This is a genomic window from Streptobacillus notomytis, assembly GCF_001902585.1.
Classification (GTDB): domain Bacteria; phylum Fusobacteriota; class Fusobacteriia; order Fusobacteriales; family Leptotrichiaceae; genus Streptobacillus; species Streptobacillus notomytis.
In genome coordinates this window covers 58,984-77,291 of record NZ_LKKV01000034.1, presented here as the reverse complement: position 1 = coordinate 77,291, position 18,308 = coordinate 58,984, and the positions used below count along the sequence as shown (strand labels likewise).

General features: G+C 23.5%; 16 protein-coding genes, 1 tRNA gene and 1 riboswitch. All 17 genes read left to right on the top strand.

Annotation, left to right across the window (positions count from 1 at the left end):
- Positions 1-36 precede the first annotated feature (36 nt).
- The 17 genes from BUE91_RS01540 to BUE91_RS01460 all read left to right on the top strand — a co-directional run bounded on the left by BUE91_RS01540 (position 37) and on the right by BUE91_RS01460 (position 18,308).
- On the top strand, positions 37-750 hold the full coding sequence (locus BUE91_RS01540; RefSeq protein ID WP_066900698.1) for a tRNA1(Val) (adenine(37)-N6)-methyltransferase: 714 nt from the start codon (positions 37-39) through the stop codon (positions 748-750).
- On the top strand, positions 722-1,429 hold the full coding sequence (uppS, locus tag BUE91_RS01535; protein ID WP_425319018.1) for a polyprenyl diphosphate synthase: 708 nt from the start codon (positions 722-724) through the stop codon (positions 1,427-1,429). The genes BUE91_RS01540 and uppS overlap by 29 nt, the downstream gene beginning before the upstream one ends.
- On the top strand, positions 1,423-2,343 hold the full coding sequence (locus BUE91_RS01530; protein WP_073507723.1) for a phosphatidate cytidylyltransferase: 921 nt from the start codon (positions 1,423-1,425) through the stop codon (positions 2,341-2,343). Before uppS ends, BUE91_RS01530 begins: the two co-directional genes overlap by 7 nt.
- 9 nt (positions 2,344-2,352) lie before the next feature.
- Complete coding sequence (locus BUE91_RS01525) at positions 2,353-3,753, top strand: ATP-binding protein (protein WP_073507722.1); 1,401 nt, start codon at positions 2,353-2,355, stop codon at positions 3,751-3,753.
- Between the two features lies 1 nt (position 3,754).
- Positions 3,755-4,816 carry a hypothetical protein gene (locus BUE91_RS01520; RefSeq protein ID WP_073507721.1) on the top strand — a complete coding sequence of 354 codons (1,062 nt, stop codon included), beginning with the start codon at positions 3,755-3,757 and terminating at the stop codon, positions 4,814-4,816.
- A 66-nt stretch (positions 4,817-4,882) separates the two neighbouring features.
- Positions 4,883-5,578, top strand: coding sequence for a ribonuclease PH (gene rph, locus BUE91_RS01515; protein ID WP_066900690.1), 696 nt, complete (start codon positions 4,883-4,885; stop codon positions 5,576-5,578).
- Positions 5,579-5,585: 7 nt separating this feature from the next.
- Positions 5,586-6,647, top strand: a complete 1,062-nt coding sequence (gene rlmN / locus BUE91_RS01510; protein WP_073507720.1) for a dual-specificity RNA methyltransferase RlmN — start codon at positions 5,586-5,588, stop codon at positions 6,645-6,647.
- Complete coding sequence (locus BUE91_RS01505; RefSeq protein WP_073507719.1) at positions 6,631-8,628, top strand: transglycosylase domain-containing protein; 1,998 nt, start codon at positions 6,631-6,633, stop codon at positions 8,626-8,628. Before rlmN ends, BUE91_RS01505 begins: the two co-directional genes overlap by 17 nt.
- Positions 8,629-8,718: 90 nt before the next feature.
- A riboswitch (Lysine riboswitch) is annotated at positions 8,719-8,891 on the top strand.
- Between the two features lie 66 nt (positions 8,892-8,957).
- Positions 8,958-10,490, top strand: coding sequence for an ABC transporter substrate-binding protein/permease (locus BUE91_RS01500; RefSeq protein ID WP_073507718.1), 1,533 nt, complete (start codon positions 8,958-8,960; stop codon positions 10,488-10,490).
- A gap of 2 nt (positions 10,491-10,492) precedes the next feature.
- On the top strand, positions 10,493-11,224 hold the full coding sequence (locus BUE91_RS01495) for an amino acid ABC transporter ATP-binding protein (protein WP_066900683.1): 732 nt from the start codon (positions 10,493-10,495) through the stop codon (positions 11,222-11,224).
- An 80-nt stretch (positions 11,225-11,304) separates the two neighbouring features.
- Positions 11,305-13,131, top strand: coding sequence for an OmpA family protein (locus BUE91_RS01490; protein WP_073507717.1), 1,827 nt, complete (start codon positions 11,305-11,307; stop codon positions 13,129-13,131).
- A 74-nt stretch (positions 13,132-13,205) separates the two neighbouring features.
- Positions 13,206-13,288 (top strand) — tRNA-Leu (locus BUE91_RS01485).
- A 22-nt stretch (positions 13,289-13,310) separates the two neighbouring features.
- Positions 13,311-14,093, top strand: a complete 783-nt coding sequence (locus BUE91_RS01480) for a hypothetical protein (RefSeq protein WP_073507716.1) — start codon at positions 13,311-13,313, stop codon at positions 14,091-14,093.
- A 6-nt stretch (positions 14,094-14,099) separates the two neighbouring features.
- Positions 14,100-14,795: a tRNA (guanosine(46)-N7)-methyltransferase TrmB gene (gene trmB, locus BUE91_RS01475; protein ID WP_073507715.1), complete on the top strand. Its 696-nt coding sequence runs from the start codon at positions 14,100-14,102 to the stop codon at positions 14,793-14,795.
- Positions 14,796-14,968: 173 nt separating this feature from the next.
- The gene (locus tag BUE91_RS01470; RefSeq protein WP_066900677.1) at positions 14,969-17,107 is read left to right on the top strand and encodes a transcriptional regulator; all 2,139 of its coding nucleotides are present in this window, start codon (positions 14,969-14,971) and stop codon (positions 17,105-17,107) included.
- A gap of 14 nt (positions 17,108-17,121) precedes the next feature.
- Positions 17,122-17,553, top strand: coding sequence for a hypothetical protein (locus tag BUE91_RS01465; RefSeq protein WP_066900675.1), 432 nt, complete (start codon positions 17,122-17,124; stop codon positions 17,551-17,553).
- A gap of 8 nt (positions 17,554-17,561) precedes the next feature.
- Positions 17,562-18,308, top strand: a complete 747-nt coding sequence (locus BUE91_RS01460; RefSeq protein WP_073507714.1) for a hypothetical protein — start codon at positions 17,562-17,564, stop codon at positions 18,306-18,308.

Sequence of the window (18,308 nt, the reverse complement as noted above, 5' to 3'; positions counted from 1 at the left end):
AGGTATAGTTTTTTGTCTATGTAAGGAGAATAAATTATGGAAAAATATATTGTTGATGTTGCTGGAATGAAAATTGAGCAAATAAAAGGTTTGCAATCTTTTACACTTGATTCTATGTTAATTGCTGATTATGTTAATATAAATAGAAAATCAAAAAAAATTCTTGAAATAGGTTCAGGATTTGGAATAATTTCCATGTTACTTAGAAGAAAAACATCAGCTGAAATTACAGGTGTTGAAATTAACAAAGATTCATATGATATATCTTTAGAAAATTTAAAAAACAATAATATTGACAATGTATTTTTTATAAACGAAGACATTTTGAATTATAGGAAATTTTTACAAGAGCAAACATATGATATTATAGTATCTAATCCACCATATTTTACTCATAGTGATGAAAATCAATTAAAGAAGAATATAAATTTAAGGAATGCAAGGGTTGAAAATACTTTAAGTATAAAGGAAATACTTAATATTTCTACTTATTTATTGAAAAATAATGCAAGTCTTTACTTAATTTTTAGAACAGAAAGACTTGCAGAAATAATAGAGTTATTAAAAGATACTTGTCTTGAAATTAAAAGAGTTAAACCTATATATACTAAAATTAATGATGATAAGGCATTAATTTGTATGGTAGAAATAGTTAAAGGGGCTAAAAATGGTTTTGTATTAGAAAAACCAATATATGTATATAGAAACGATGGTGAAATAAGTGAGTATATTAAAAAATTATATAGATAAACTTCCTAAACATATTGGAATAATAATGGATGGAAATGGTAGATGGGCTAAACAAAGAAATTTAGATAGAACAGAAGGTCATAAAGCTGGAGCTAATAAATTAGAAGAAGTAATAGAATATATTATTAATTTAGATATAAAATATTTAACAGTTTATGCATTTTCCACAGAAAATTGGAAAAGACCAAAACTTGAAGTATCAGCTATTATGAAATTATTCACAAGATATCTTAAAATAAATGAAGAAAAATTTATGAAAGAAGAAATTAGAGTTTGTATTAGTGGAAGTAAGCTTAATTTATCTTCATCATTGATAAAACAAATTGAACATATTGAGAATCTAACAAAAAAAAATAATAAATTAGTATTAAATATAGCATTTAATTATGGAGGTAGGCTAGAAATTGTAGATGCTTTAAAAAAAATTGTTGAACAAAATTTAGAAATAAATGAAAATAATATTTCAAATAATATGTATAATAGTTTTATACCTGATGTTGATTTGGTTATTAGGACGGGTAATGATTTTAGAATAAGCAATTTTTTACTTTGGAAAATAGCTTACTCAGAAATATATGTAAGTGAATTACTTTGGCCTGATTTTACTCAAGAAGAATTATATAAATCAATATTTTCATTTATAAGTAGAGAGAGAAGATTTGGAGGAATAAAATGTTAAGCAGATTATTTGTGATAATATTAGCATTACCTTTATTGATATATATTTTACTTTCTGGTGAAGTATCATTTTTAGTATTTAATGTGATAGTAATAGCGATAGCATTACATGAATTTTACACTATACTTAAAAATAAAGGTAACATAGTATATTATAAAACAGGAATATTAATAGGAATGTTTTTACCTATTTTTATATATTATAGAGAAGATATTAGTTTTTTCTTTAGATATATAAAAATATTGAATAAAGAAAGTATTATCTTTGATGTTGGAGGATATATTATCTTTGCTACATTGCTTATAGCAACTATGCAAATATTATCATCAAGAATTAAAAATTCTACTAATGAATTGATGCTTACATTATTTGGTATTATTTATATTCCTTTATTTAGTTCATATATGGTATCTATTAGAGAAGGTCTACATAATGGTAGAATTATATTGCTATATTCATTTTTTAGTATATGGGCTGCAGATACATTTGCATATATAGTTGGAATGTTAATTGGAGGTAAAATATTTAAGAAAAAATTATCTGAAAAAATAAGTCCTAAAAAGTCTATAGAAGGATTTTTTGGAGGTATTTTAGGAGTGTTTCTTGTAGGGCTTTATTTTGAATATATATATAATTTTTTAGTAAATTTATTATCATATTTTAAAATATTAACTTATGTTGAAAAAATTGACAGAGTTTTTATTTCTCAAAATGTTATTAAATTATTTATTTTATCAATATTAATAGCAATATTTTCAGTTTTAGGAGATTTATTTGAATCTAAATTTAAAAGAGAATTTGGAGTTAAAGATAGTGGTAGAATACTTATGGGACATGGAGGTTTTTTAGATAGATTTGATAGTGCATTATTTGTGTTGCCCATAGTTTATTATTTTATTAAATACTTTATTTAGGAGTAAAAAATGAGTGAAAATTTTATAGTAGAAGTATATTTTAAAGATGATATAGAGATTAAAAATATTAGGTATGATGAAATTCATGATTTTTTAGATAAAAACTGTAAAATTATAAAAAAAGATTATATTTTTTATGAAAATGTTAAATTAGAATATTATAATCCATTTAAACTATATTCATACATTAAATATGAGGTTGTAAATTTTGATAAGGATATAAACACACAACTTTTACTATTTCCTGAAATAAAATTAGTAAAATCTAAAACTAAAGTAAGTAATGATGGGACTCATAATATCAGTGTTTCTATAGAACAAATAAATAATATAATAGAAAAAATTGATGATATTTATTTTATTAGAAGAAATTTAAATAAATTTACTAAATATATAGATGATAAAAAGAAAAATGATTTTTTAAAAGAATTAAAATTATTATCTAGTTTAAAATATGATTTAAAGCGTGAGACTTTTTCTTTAAGAATAATAGATATTAAAAAAGAAACGTATGCAATTGAAAAAATAATAAAAGAATATATATCTTTATTGGGATTGAATATAAAATTTAGTATTAGTCATAATGATATAAAAATAGATAAAACGATGTTTGATAAGATTAAAGAACCATTAATTGATGTATTGCATAATTCTGTTTTATCATTTTTTGAAACTAAAAATTCAAATATTAATTGTAAAGAAAAGTATAGTTTAGAATTAAATTTAAAACAAGAAAAATATAATTTAATTATTGAGATAGTTGAAAAAGGTAATGATTTAGATATTGATAAAATATATAATAATGCTTTAAAATCAAATATATTAAATAATAGTGAATCATATACTAAAAAGGATATATTATTAAGTATATTAAATAAAAATTATATCAATGCTTTAGAAGATTTAGAAGAAAAAGAAAAAATAATGAACTTAATTAAAATAAATAATTTAATAAATGAATTAGATGGAAAAGTTTCTATATCATATATTGATGATATTATGAAATTTAATATTAATATACCATTTAAAATATTATTTATTAATGGTTTTATTTTTAGTGAAATTAATAAAACGTATGTAATAAATACTGAATATATAGTTGATACCTTTGAGTTTGATAATAAGAATATAAGTAATTTAAATGGATATAATTATTATAAGTATAAAAATAATGATATAGAATATATTAAATTACCAATAGAAATTGAAGAAAAGGATAGACTTGGATTGTTAATTAAAACAAATAATAAATATACGATAATAGATGTAAATAAACAGCATTATTTTGAAGATATATTTTTTAATAAAGATGAGAAATCAAAAATATATATGGGAGAGGTATTATTAAGATCGGTTAAAAAAGCTAAAATATTAAATATAGAAAGTATAATTGATATATTGAAAGGTTAATATGAAAATTAAATATATAAAGGAAATTTTAGAAAAAATTAATCAAATAGAAAAAATATTAGTTCAAATTCAAAATCCAAAAGAAGAAGAATTTGTATATTTAACTAAGATTATTAATGAGGTTGAAAATAATATATATTTTTTAGGAAATAATGAGGATATTAGTATAGTTTCTACACTTAAAAAAATATTTGTGTATATTGAAAGATACCCTTATCAATTTTTCGTGTTTAAATATTTAATATTTGAAACGTTGCTAAATTTTGAATCATTATATAATTTGTATAGTACTAATGATGTAGAAAAAATAATGGATTTAAGATATAAGTTAAATTTTAACATGTTTAATTTAAAAAAAGAGCTTGAAATAATAAATAAAAATAAAAATTATTATTATATCAATTTCACTTTAGATAAAAATACACCTTATTTTTATCTTTCAAGAAGAAATATTTTATCAAGATTAAATGAATATGGTAAACCATATAATTATATTCCAATTTCATTAGATGATGATAGATATACATACTTTATATTAGATTTTAAAATAGAAAATAATATAAATGTTTTATCATTACTTGAAGAAATTAAAAATGATGATGAAGGTATACTTGATTATAAGTTTAATAAACTTGAAAATGATAAAAATATATATAATGTTAAATTGTATTTAGATGAGATAAATGATGAAATATATGAAAATATTTCAGAAAAAATTAATAAAGAAATATTACTTGATATTATATCTTATGAAAATATGTATGATATTTATGTATATGCTAAAAATCAGTTAGAAATACTTAAAATTATTAATTCTATTAATAATGAAAAGATATATTTTGTTTTGTCTAAAAATATTAATAATAGGGAAACAAAAGGTATAGCAGTAAATGGAATTAATGCAAATAATGTAGAAAAAATTAGGAAATTAATTTCTATAACTATGCTTGATAAAAAAATTTTAGATATAATACATCGTAATTTTGTAGATTTTGTTGGTAAACAATTTTTAGAATATTTGAAAGAAAATTATAATATAGAAAATGGTAAATACATAGTTTAAACAGTGTAATTAAATTGTATTTACCATATATTTATGATATAATAATAAGAAAAAAAGAGGTAATTAATGAGGAATAATAATAGAAAAAATAATGAATTAAGAGAAATAAAAATAACTAGAGAATATATAAAATATCCAGAGGGTTCAGTTTTAATAGAATTTGGAAATACTAAAGTAATTTGTAATGTTACTATAGAAGAAAAAGTACCACCTTTTCTTAAAAATTTAGGACAGGGGTGGGTAACAGCTGAATATTCAATGTTACCAAGATCAACTAATACGAGAAATAAAAGAGAATCAAGTCAAGGTAAATTAAGTGGTAGAACTATGGAAATACAAAGACTTATAGGAAGATCATTAAGGGCTGCACTTGATTTGAAAAAATTAGGTGAAAGAACAATAATTGTAGATTGTGATGTAATTCAAGCTGATGGAGGAACAAGAACAGCCTCAATTACAGGAGGTTATTTAGCTATGGAAATAGCTATTAATAAATTACTTTCATCAGGTGTGTTGAATGAAAATCCTATTAAAGCAAAGGTCGCAGCTATAAGTGTAGGAAAGGTTTCAAATGAGTTACTTCTTGACTTAGAATTTTATGAAGATTCACATGCTGATGTAGATATGAATATAGTTATGAATAACAAGGGAGAATTTATTGAAATACAAGGAACAGGTGAAGATACTACATTTACAAAAGAGGAGTTAGATAAATTTATTGAACTTGCAAATTTAGGATTTGAAAAATTATTTGGATTATAGGAGAAAAATGATTAAAATTGATATTTTAGATTTATCTCTAAAGGAATTAGAAGAAATATTTTTAGAATTAGGTTTAAAAAAATTTAATGCTTTACAAGTTTATCAATGGTTACATAAAAAATTGGTGTTTAACTTTGATGAATTTTCTAATATCTCTAAAGAAACAAGAGAATTATTAAAAGAAAAATTTGAAATAGGAACATTAAAATACGTTACACATCAAGTATCTAAAGATAAAGAAACTATAAAATTCTTATTTTCATTACCAGGTAAAAAATTAATTGAATCGGTTTTATTAAAATATAGAAATAGATATAGTATATGTGTTTCATCTCAAGTTGGTTGTCCTTTAAAGTGTGATTTTTGTGCAACGGGTATGATGAAATTTGAAAAAAATTTAAAAGCTTCAGAGATATTAATGCAATTTTATTATTTACAAAATTATTTGAAGGATAAAAATGATAAAATATCTAATGTTGTATATATGGGTATGGGTGAGCCATTTTTAAACTATGAGGCAGTTAATAAATCTATAAATATACTTAATTCAAAGGAAGGCCAAGATTTTTCTAAAAGAAATTTCACTGTGTCAACTTCAGGATTAATTAAAGAAATAGATAAATTTTCAGAAGATCAAAAACAAGTTGGACTAGCTATTTCATTACATAGTATTAACGATGAAAGAAGAAGTGAATTAATGCCTATTAATAAGATTAATCCATTAGATAAATTAAAAAATTCATTATTAAATTATCAAAATAAAACAAAAAATAGAATTACGTTTGAATATATATTAATTGATGATTTTAACTGTGAAAAAGAAGATGGAGTTGCCTTGGTGAAGTTTATGAAATCATTTAATCATTTAGTAAATTTAATACCATATAATAAGGTGGAAGGAAAACCATATAAAACACCTAGCTTACAAAAACAAAGAGAATTTTATAATTACTTACTATCACATAAGATAAATGTTACTCTTAGAGAAACTAAAGGTGAGGATATACAAGCTGCATGTGGACAGCTTAAAGTAAAAAAAGAGGAGATTACAAATGAAGAAATTAATTAAATATTTTTCACTGCTTATAGCAAGCTTATTTATTATAGGATTTTTTAGTTTAGCCTATATAGTTTATGAAGTTAATAAGAGTTATCCACCTGAATTAATAGAAAATTATAAACCACTAATACCATCAACTATATATGATATTAATGGAAATCAAATTGATTTAATAACTATTGAAAAAAGAGATCCTATAAGTATAAGTGAAATTCCTAAAATGCTTCAAGATGCTTTTATTTCTGTTGAAGATAAAAGATTTAGAGAACATAATGGACTTGATTATATAAGACTTACTAAAGCTTTAATATTAAATGTTACAAAAACTGGTCGTGAAGGTGGATCAACTATAACTCAGCAATTAATTAAAACAATATTTTTAACACCTGATAGATCTTTAAAAAGAAAAATAGTAGAAGCAGTTTTAGCAACTAGAATGGAAAGAAAATATACAAAAGATGAAATATTAGAACTATATTTAAATACTATAAACTTTGGTAGAGGAGCTTATGGTATTAAAAATGCTGCTAAAAATTATTTTGGTAAATTACCTTCAGAATTAACTGTTGGAGAAGCAGCTATATTAGCTTCAATACCAAAATCACCTGCTAAATATTCAAAATTAGAAAATGCTTTAGAAAGACAAAAGGTTGTATTAAATTTAATGTATAAAAATGGAGCTATAACTAGAGAAGAATATGAGAATGCAAAACAGGAAAATATATTTTTTGTTAATTTAGATACTAAACATTTATCAGATGATGAAAGAATATCTAAATCTAATATTTCTCCAGAATTTACAACTATAGTGATTAATGAAGTTAAAAAAATTCTTCAAATTACTACAGAAGAAGATGAAAAATTATTATTTAATGGATATAAAATTTATGCAACAGTAGATATTAACATGCAAAAAGCTGCTTATAAAGCATTTGCAAGTAATAATAATTTAAGAAATAGAAAAAATTTAGAAGCTGCACTAATTTCTATTGATCCTTCAAATGGATTTGTTAAAGCAATGGTTGGAGGTAAAAAATATCAAAAAGGTGATTTTAATAGAGCATTAAATGCTAAAAGACAGCCAGGTTCATCTTTTAAACCTTTTATATATTTAGCAGCACTTTTAAATAATTATACTATGGCAACCACACTTGAAGATTCACCAAGTACATTTGGTAAATGGACCCCTAAAAATTATGATTGGAAATTTAGAAACAATTTAACACTTCTTAAGGCATTAGAAATATCTGATAATATTGTTGCTGTAAAAGCTTTAGATTTAATTGGTCTTAAGAAATTTAATCCACTTTGGGAAAGTTTTGGATTTTCAAAAGAAGATATACCTCAAGATTTAACTACATCTTTAGGTTCTATAACTCTTTCACCTATAGATATGGCAAAAGCTTATTCAATAATTGCAAATGGTGGAAATAAAATTGAACCTCAATTTATTTATAAGATTGAAAATAGATTTGGTGATGTAATATATGAAGCAGATACAAGTAAAGAAAAGGTTTTAGAACCTGAATATGCTGCGTTAATAACACATATGATGGAATCAGTTGTTAAAAATGGGGGAGGTAAAGGAGCACAATTATATGCAAAAGGTGATGATGTACCAGTAGCAGGAAAAACAGGTACAACGAGTGATTATATTTCTGCTTGGTTTACTGGATATACACCTACTTTAGTAACTGTAGTTTATGTTGGAAATGATGATAATAAATCTATGGGACGTGGAATGAGTGGAGCTAGTGCTGCATTACCTATATGGAAAAATTATATGCAAACTGTTGTTAATTTAGGAAACTTTGATATAGGTAGTTTTGAATTTATTAAAGATGGAATTGAAACAGAAAAATTAGTTAAGAAAATCATAGATTTAAAATCAGGATTACTTGATAGTGATGGTGTTAATGCTAGAGAAGCTTTATTTATTTCTGGTACAGAACCAGTTGAATTAGAAAATATTATATATGAAGGCTATTAAAATGAATATCATTAGTGTAAATTTTACATTAATGATATTTTTTATTTATTTTCTTTACATTTTAGAAATAATATGCTAGTATATACCAAATAACGAGATAGAGGTGCAAAATTCAACAGTAAAATTTATGAACTAGTCAATGTGATGATTAAATTTGAAAGGGGAAATTGCCGAACTTATGTATTTGACAACTACATAGGTGGGATTATAAATAACATTTATAATACTGTCATTATAAAATATAATGTTGAGCTATTGGTTAAGTATAGTTATTTTTTTATACTTACTGATAGAATTCTATCAGTTTTTTTATTTAGAAAGGAAAAAGTATGAAAAGAAAAATTGTATTATTTGTATTTCTAATATTATCTGTTTTTTCTTTAGGTATGGATAAGCTAAGGGTAGGAATGGAAGCAGGATATGCACCTTTTAATTGGTTTCAAAGTGATGATAGAAATGGTGCAGTAAAATTGAGAAATGGTTATGTTGGTGGCTATGATGTAGAAATAGCAAAAATTATTGCAGAAAAACTTGATATGGAACTAGAAATAGTACAAAGTGATTGGGATTCATTATTAGGACCAGCATTAAATTCAGATAAAATCGATGTCGTAATTGCAGGAATGTCACCCACTAAAAAAAGAAAAGAAAATTTAGAATTTACAAATCCTTATTATGAATCAGATTTAGTAATAGTTGTAAAAAATGATTCTAAATATTTAGCTGCTAAGAATATACAAGAATTTTCTAATAGTAAATTAACAGCACAGTTAAATACGTTTCATTATACTGTATTAGATCAAATAATGGGATTAAAAAAAGAAAATGCAAGTGAAAATTTTTCTAATATGATTGTTGCATTAGCATCAGGTAAAATAGATGGATATATTTCTGAAAAACCAGGAGCTTTATCAGCTAAAATATCCAATCCTAATATATACTTTGTTGAGTTTTCTAAAGATAATGGGTTTAAATATGATAGAGATGATGTAAATGTTGCTATAGCATTAAAAAAAGGTAATATTGAACTTAGAAATAAAATTAATAGGATATTATCTGAAATTTCTATTGAACAAAGAGAAGAAATAATGAAAAGAGCAATAGAAACACAACCTAATCAAAGTTCAGATGTATTACCTGTTAATTTCTTTGGTTGGATAAAATATTTTATTGTTAATTATTGGAAAGATTTTTTACAAGGAACATTAACTACAATTAATTTATCTTTAATAGGAACTTTTTTTGGATTTATTATCGGATTAATATTATCTTTATTAAGAGATGAAAGAAATGTTAATAAAAACTCGTGGTTATCAATATTTACATACAACATATTTAAATATTTTGTATCAATATATGTAACATTTATTCGTGGAACTCCTATGATAGTTCAAGCAATAATATTCTATTATGGATTTTCACAAATAACTGGAATAAATATTCCAGCACTAACATCAGCTTTAATAATAGTTTCATATAATACTGGGGCATATATTACTGAAATTATTAGAGGTGGAATAGACTCAATTGAAAAAGGTCAATATGAGGCAGCACAGGCATTGGGGATGAATCATTTTAATATTATGAGAAAAGTTATACTTCCTCAATCCATTAGAAATGTAATGCCATCTGTTGCAAATGAATTTATTATTAATATAAAAGATACTTCTGTACTATTTTCTATAGGTGTTACAGAATTATTTACTACTTCAAAATCTATAGTAGGTTCACATGTAAGATATTATGAAGTTTTTGTTATTACTTGTGCTATATATTTTGTATTAACTTATTCATTATCTAAATTATTTAGATACTTAGAAAAGAAAATGGATGGAAATAAAGAATATGAAATTGAGGGATAAATATGAGTATAATTAAAGTTATGAATTTAAAAAAGAGTTATGGTAAAAGAAATATATTAAATGGAATAAATTTTGAAGTAAATGTTGGTGAAGTTATTTCAATTATAGGTTCTTCGGGATCAGGAAAATCCACTTTATTAAGATGTTTAAATTTACTTGAAACATATGATGACGGTAATGTTACATATAAAGATATTGATATTAAGGATAAGAAAATATCACTTAATAAATATAGAAGTAAGGTTGGGATGGTGTTTCAACAGTTTAATTTATTTAATAATTTAAATGTACTTGAAAACTGTATGTTAGCACAAATAAGTGTTTTAGGTAGAACAAGAGAAGAAGCAAGAAATAACGCTATAAAATATTTAGAAAAAGTTGGAATGTCCAAATTTATTAATGCCAGACCAAATCAATTATCTGGTGGACAAAAACAAAGAGTTGCAATAGCAAGGGCACTTTCTGTAAATCCAGAATTATTATTATTTGATGAACCAACATCTGCGTTAGATCCTGAAATGGTTGGAGAGGTTTTAAAAGTTATAAAAGAACTGGCAGATGAAGGTTTAACTATGATAATAGTAACACATGAAATGGATTTTGCAAGAGAAGTCTCTGATAAAATAATTTTTATGGATAGTGGAATTATTCTTGAAGAAGGACATCCAGATGAGATATTTACTAATCCTAAAAACGAAAGAACAAAAGAATTTTTATCGAGAATATTGAAATAAAAAACTATTTAAGAATTTTATTATAATATTCTGTATAAGTTGGTAGTTTAAAAAATATAATAAAAAGAAATGAGGTTAATATGAAAAAAAATAAATCATTATTTAACATACTATTATTATTTATTACATTTTTGACAATAGAAAATATTTTTGCAAATAGACAAACTACAGATTTAATGCCAGAAGGATTAAAAAAACGAAATGGTATGAATTATGAAATAAAACCAATATATTATGGAATAGGAGATCAAAATAAAAATAGTATTAGTGTGGGTTCTAAAACAGAACATGGTGGAGAATACTCAATAGCAATTGGAAATAAAAGTTCAAGTGAAGGATATGCTGCAGTAACACAAGGGTATGAAGCGCAAGCTGATGGATACGCTTCAATATCACATGGATATGGAGCAAAATCTGGAGCAAATTATGCAATAGCACAAGGATATAAAGCACAAGCTGAAGGAGGGACTTCAATATCAATAGGAAGTAATTCAAAAGCTGGAAAAGCCTTTTCAATAGTACTAGGAAATGAAGCTAAAACTAAAGGAGAATATTCAATAGCAATAGGTGATCAAGCAGAGGCCAATTCAGAAAAATCAGTAGCTATAGGATCTAATAGTAAGACAACAAATGCAGTAAAAACAAATGAAGTTACAATAGAAAATATAAAATATAATGGATTTGCAGGAAATAATCCTGTTTCAGTAGTATCTATAGGAGATAAAGATAAGGAAAGACAACTACAGAATGTTGCAGCAGGACAAATAAGTAGCACATCTACTGATGCAATAAATGGTTCACAACTTTATTCAACAAATAAGATTTTTGGATATTTTGCAAGTTCAGTTAAAGATATTTTTGGTTCTAATGCAAATTTGGATATAAATGGTAAAATAACTATGTCAAATATTGGTGGAACTAGTAAGAATACTATACATGATTCAATAAAAGAGAATTTTGATAAAAATAAAGAAACGAGTGAAAAATTAGAGAAATTATCTACAAATACCTTATCATTTGATGGAGATAGTGGAACTACAGAAAAACAAATGTTAAATAAAAATAGTGGACTGAATTTTAAAATTAAGGGTTCTGATCATATTATAACAAAAGCAAATGGAAATGAAGTTAATGTAGATTTATCAGATAAAATTAAAAAAGATATAGAAAAAGGAGTTGCAGCAAATAGTGGAATAGCAAATGCAATAGCAATGGCAAATTTATTACAAGTAAATAAGAAAGGACATAATCTTTCAGGATCATATGCTTACTATAATGGAGAGAATGCTTTTGCTTTAGGATTTTCTGGAACAAATGATAATATAGTGTATAGAGCAAGTGGATCACTTAATACAAAAGGATATTTAGCATTAGGAGCAGGAATAAGTTATCAATTTGGAGGTTATGATAATGATTCAAAAGAAAAAGATACAACTATTAATATTTATTTAGAAAGATTGAATGCTTTAAATGATAAATTAGATAAACAAAATGGTAACATATGTCAAGAGCTTGAAAGATTTAGAGAAAAATTAAAAAATTATGAAAGCATTAAAGTAAATGAAGATGATCTATATACATTAAATGGATATAAGATGGGAGCATCAGAATTAACAAGTTCACAAATAGATATACTTAGGAATATTGTGAAAGAATTAAACATTAATTTTAAGAACAGAAAAATATATATAACAGGGTATACAGATAATGTATCAAATGAAAATTTCAATCTTGAATTGGGGTTAAGGAGAGCAAATAAAGTTGCTGAAAAATTAAGAGAATTAGGATTAGATGGAAGTATATCTATAAGAAAGGTAAGTTCATCAGGATATAGTAATATTGTGGAAACAAATAAGAATTCAACAGGAAGATATTTAAATAGAAGAGTAGAGATTGCATTAAGATAATATTTTCTGATAAATAAGATAGAACATTGTTCTATCTTGTTTTTTTGAAAAAATTATGTTAAACTATTGTAGATGGCTGGGTGGCGAAATCGGTAGACGCAGCAGACTCAAAATCTGCCGAGAAATCATAAGGGTTCGAGTCCCTTCCTAGTCACCATTTTTTTTGAAAGGATGATACTATGGAATTAAAGTTAACTAAAAAAGAAATAGAAATATTCAATAAAAATGAAGAAGCAATAAAAATGAATTTAGTTTCGAAAGCTATATATAATGAAAGTTTAAATTATGAATTTGATGAAAGTGATAAGAAAAATATATGGTTTAGCGAAGAAAATTTAGTTTTAGAATTATATATGAGAAAAAAAGTTGAACCAAGAGTTATGGTTAATGAAAATTCTATTATAGAAGTATATAACAAAAATAAAGAATATTTTGAACAAAATAAAATACCATTTAATGAAGCAAGAGAAATTATAAAAAAAGATTTAACCGAACAATCAAACTATTTATTATTTGAAGATTTAGTTAAAAAATTGATGAATGAAATGGATAATAATGTTGTTTTATCAAAAGAAGATATATTATTTACAAAAGGAAATGAAAATTTAATTAAATCTATATTATTAATAAATGTATTGAAAGAAAATGCTAAAAAAGATAATTTTTTTGAGGAAAATAATGAAGAAATAGAATTAATTAAAAAAGATGCAAGACTTAATTATTATTTAAATAAATTAATTGAAGAAAAAGCAATAATTTCTAATCAAACTGTATTAGATGAAATGCAAAAATTCTCAAAAGAAAATTTTGAAGCAGTTAAAAATTATTCTCAAGAAGAATTATTTAAATATGTTGGAGATAATTTACTTAATGCAAAAATTGCAGAAGTTAAAAATGAAATAGTTGAAAGAGTAATTAAGGAATATGATATAGAAAAACTTGTAAAGGAATATATAAAATAAATAAACATGAAATTTAGGAACAAAGAACTTTGGGAATACTTTTTTGATAAGCCCAAAAAACATTATAATATATACATGTATGAAATGCCAAAATATCCTAATCATTTAATATTTGATGATGAAGAAATTTTGAATGCAAAAGGTATGTGGAATGAAATTTATTTTAAAAATAATAATGAATTACATTTAGAAATTGGAAGTGGAAGTGCTAATTTTACAAATAATAAAGCATTACAAAATCCTAATATTAATTTTTTAGGTGTTGAACTTAGATTAAAAAGATTAGTTCAAGCTGCGAGAAAAGCAGAAAAAAATAATTTGAACAATTTACTATTTCTAAAAAAGAGAGTGAATTCACTTAAAGAATTTATAGGTGATAATGAACTTTCAGGTCTGTATATTAATTTTCCAGATCCTTGGGAAAACGAGGAACATAAAAGAATATTTGGACCTAAACTTTTAAATGATTTAGATGTAGTATTAAAATCAGGTTCAAAAATATATTTTAAAACAGATCATTTGAATTATTATTTAGATATTTTAGAATTAATAAAAGATAGTAAAAACTATGAAGTTGTTTATCATACGGATGATTTACATAATTCCGAAAAGACTTTGGATAATATAAAAACAGAATTTGAACATTTATTTTTATCTAAACATAATATGAATATTAAATATATTGAGATAATTAAAAAATAATATAAATGTACCTAAGATGGTACATTTTTTATTTCAAAAATTACTTTAATTAAAATAAAATTAAAAAATACTTGACATTAAAATTAAAAAATAATATAATGAGTTATCAATTAATGGAAGGAGGTTAGTTGGGAAATTTTAGGGGGTTAATTGATATATAAGGGGGAGAGTTATTGGAGGTTATAAAACAAACAAATCGTACATTACTGTTCGAAAAATTTAATGAAGAGGTTTATGATATATTAACTTTAATAGGTGATGTTGAAAATATTAGTAGTTTAGATGATGAAAAAATTCAAGAAATAAATAAGCATTTATTAGTATCAGATTTTAATGAATTTTTAGAAAAATTTGAACCAAAAATTTATTCATATATGGATGTTGAAAATAAAAGAATTGGATATACACTTACAAAAAATGAAAATATTCCAGATTCTATGTATACAACAATATATATTAATAATGAAAATACTTTTATAAGAATGTTATCAACATTGATTGAAAATAGAAAAAATTTAGATCAGAAAAATGTAGATTTTAAATTTGAGGATATTTTAGAGTTAATATCACCGAGAAAAATAATAGAAAATATAAAACAACAAAGAAAAGAAATCAATTATCTATTTGCAAAATATGAAGCTTTAAGCGATAAAAGTCCTAAAAAACTTGATGTTGGAGATTTATTAAATTATAAATTTCAAGAAGCATCAAAAAATTACAATAATATTTTAGCGATGTTACCATTAGCTATAGAAGATATAAAAACTAGACTTGAAATTGGAGAGAATAAAGAAAATGTAAATATTGAGGAAATAAAACTGGGTTATTTAGAATTTTCAGATGGAGGAGAAATAGAATTTATAGAGGATCAGTTGGAATTAGAAACTGTAAAACTTTTACCAAATAATAGTCAAAAATTATTAGAAATATTTGAAAATGATTATTATGAAAGTATTGAAAAGCCAAATAATTATGTAGCTAATTTAATTAAAAGAACATATGTTCCGATAACGACTAATAATCTTAAAATTGATTTTGAAAAAGAAGTAAATAACTATAATCAATATTTAGAACTGTATAAAAATTCTCAAGAAGATTTTATCAAGATTGCTAAAGAATTAATAGAGAAGGTTATGGGGGTTAAATTATTCTTTGATCAATATTCAGTAAATACTAAAGGAATGCTACCAAAATTACTTATTACTAATGTTGACAATGAATTATTAATTCAAGTTAAAAACAGAGAAAAAATAGAAAAATATTTAAGAACTGTTAATGATAAAAATGAATTTGAAAATACAATATGGTTTTCTATTTTTCCAAACATTTCATTAAAAGATGACTTCAAGAAGAGTAGTAAAAATATATTTAGTGGTAATAATGATATTAAATCAAAAAATGTAAATACTGTACAGGATTTATCTAATTTAATGGAAATACTTTATAAACATAAAGTACAGACTTTTATTAGTTTTGAAAGAAATAATGAGAATACTTTTGAAAATCTTGCTATATATGGAATTAATAAGTATGTTGAAAAAACACAGGTATTAGAAAATAGTAAATTTTCAGAATACATTATACCAGTTTTACCTAATTTAACTTTAATACCAAAAGATAAATCTGGAATTAAAATTGATAAAAAAGCAATTATAAATGAAGATGGAGTATTTTTCAACGATGGAGATAATTTAGAATTTTTCTTAGACGGGATTTATATAGATGCTGCATATATAGCTGCTGGATTAGTTGCAGCATATCAATGTCCTATTTATTTAAAAGAAAGATTTAAAAATGTATCAAATAATCCAGGTGTTAGATTTAACATAGAAGCAGAAGATAATTCATTAATTGTAAGAACAGTAATGGCACGTGAAATTAGTGGATTTACGGTTGGAATAAAAGAAGAGATAAATAGTAAAAATTATGGATTTATTTTTGCATCTGAACAAGCACAAATAAATAATGAAAAGGTAAAGAATATAACAGTTTATAAGGCTAGAAATTTATATAAAACAAGTAATAATAATTACGAGAGTATATATAAAACTTTAACAACGACCTATATAGAAAGACTATTAAGATTTATGAGTAATGATTTTAAATCAGATAAATTAAATTATTTTTTTAGTAATAGTCCAAATAGCCAAAAGAGTATTTGGTTAAAAGAATCTACAACAGTAAATGCAATATTAAGACAGGGTGATGATATATCACATGTAATAGATGAACAAAATAATACTTGTCAATTGAATTTAGTATTCCTTGGAGAAGTTAAAAATCTTAAAATTGAAATAAATAAAACTAATTAAAGGTGGGGTAATTAATGGGATTTAAGTTGAATTTAAAAGGAAGTAGCGAAGAATTTACAGTAGAGCAAGAAAATATTGTAAGTGTTAAGTTTTTATCAGATACAAATGATAGCTCTAATGCAAGATCCACAGATCTTAGTATAGGACTTGAAATAGAAGGTAAGATAATACCTAGTATAGGTCAAAATGATGTTGAAGATCCGACAAGAAAACTATTACTTTGGTCCTTGGTTAGTGCAGAAGACTTAGAAGCATATAAAAATGTTACTCTTGAAATAATTTTAGCTGGAAATGTAGTTAGAAAAGTAAATTTAACTAATGCATTTCTAATAGATTATAATGAATATTTTGATGAAAAGAATGGTAATGGAACTTTCTTATTAAAAATTAGGCAAAAAAAGGAAAAAATAAAAGAAATAGTAATTGAAGGTGGATATCAAAAATAGGGGGTTAAATGTTAGAAAATGAATATATTGTACCTAAGTTTTCAACTAAGACAGTATTAAGAAGTGTAGATTTATTATCAATAAATAAAAATATAGATAGTGCTAACTTTTTAAAATATATTGATTATGAAGAAGGAATAATTTCAGGATTACATCCTACAACTGATGGTGAAAAGATATTTATAGATAAAGGAATATATAAATTTAGCAATGAAGTTATATTATTAGATGAAAAAATTTATATTAACATTCCTGATGATGAAGGTGAATTTATAGTATACATAGTTACAGAAAATTATGAAAAAGAATATACTGTAAATAAAAAGATATATTTAAAGATAAGTAAAATTGAAGAAATTGATTCTATGGAAGTTGTAAGATTTAATTTAAGAAATGGTGCAACTTTAAAAAATTATGATTATGAATTAAAAAAATTCTCAAAAGAATATAATTCTTTAAACATTAATGAAGTTAAATATTCTAAGACAGGAATTAATCCCAAATTACTTAAAATATGGTCTAATAAAATGATGGAATTAAAACTTGAAGAAAGTATGGATTTATGGATATCATCTTTATGTAATATAGAAACAATTAATATTGAAGTATTGAAAAAATATATATTTACTAAATTTAAATATTATAAAGAAAAAATGACAAATACAGAAATATTAATTAAACTATATGAAATATTAAATATGTTAGCAAAATCTAACAAAGAATTTGATTTTGATAAAAAAGTAGAAGTAGAGTAA

Bases quoted from the DNA above. Each gene is read 5' to 3' on its own strand.
- BUE91_RS01540 (WP_066900698.1), top strand. From the start codon at position 37: ATGGAAAAATATATTGTTGATGTTGCTGGAATGAAAATTGAGCAAATA.
- BUE91_RS01530 (WP_073507723.1), top strand. From the start codon at position 1,423: ATGTTAAGCAGATTATTTGTGATAATATTAGCATTACCTTTATTGATA.
- BUE91_RS01525 (WP_073507722.1), top strand. From the start codon at position 2,353: ATGAGTGAAAATTTTATAGTAGAAGTATATTTTAAAGATGATATAGAG.
- BUE91_RS01520 (WP_073507721.1), top strand. From the start codon at position 3,755: ATGAAAATTAAATATATAAAGGAAATTTTAGAAAAAATTAATCAAATA.
- rph (WP_066900690.1), top strand. From the start codon at position 4,883: ATGAGGAATAATAATAGAAAAAATAATGAATTAAGAGAAATAAAAATA.
- rlmN (WP_073507720.1), top strand. From the start codon at position 5,586: ATGATTAAAATTGATATTTTAGATTTATCTCTAAAGGAATTAGAAGAA.
- BUE91_RS01505 (WP_073507719.1), top strand. From the start codon at position 6,631: ATGAAGAAATTAATTAAATATTTTTCACTGCTTATAGCAAGCTTATTT.
- BUE91_RS01500 (WP_073507718.1), top strand. From the start codon at position 8,958: ATGAAAAGAAAAATTGTATTATTTGTATTTCTAATATTATCTGTTTTT.
- BUE91_RS01495 (WP_066900683.1), top strand. From the start codon at position 10,493: ATGAGTATAATTAAAGTTATGAATTTAAAAAAGAGTTATGGTAAAAGA.
- BUE91_RS01490 (WP_073507717.1), top strand. From the start codon at position 11,305: ATGAAAAAAAATAAATCATTATTTAACATACTATTATTATTTATTACA.
- BUE91_RS01480 (WP_073507716.1), top strand. From the start codon at position 13,311: ATGGAATTAAAGTTAACTAAAAAAGAAATAGAAATATTCAATAAAAAT.
- trmB (WP_073507715.1), top strand. From the start codon at position 14,100: ATGAAATTTAGGAACAAAGAACTTTGGGAATACTTTTTTGATAAGCCC.
- BUE91_RS01465 (WP_066900675.1), top strand. From the start codon at position 17,122: ATGGGATTTAAGTTGAATTTAAAAGGAAGTAGCGAAGAATTTACAGTA.
- BUE91_RS01460 (WP_073507714.1), top strand. From the start codon at position 17,562: ATGTTAGAAAATGAATATATTGTACCTAAGTTTTCAACTAAGACAGTA.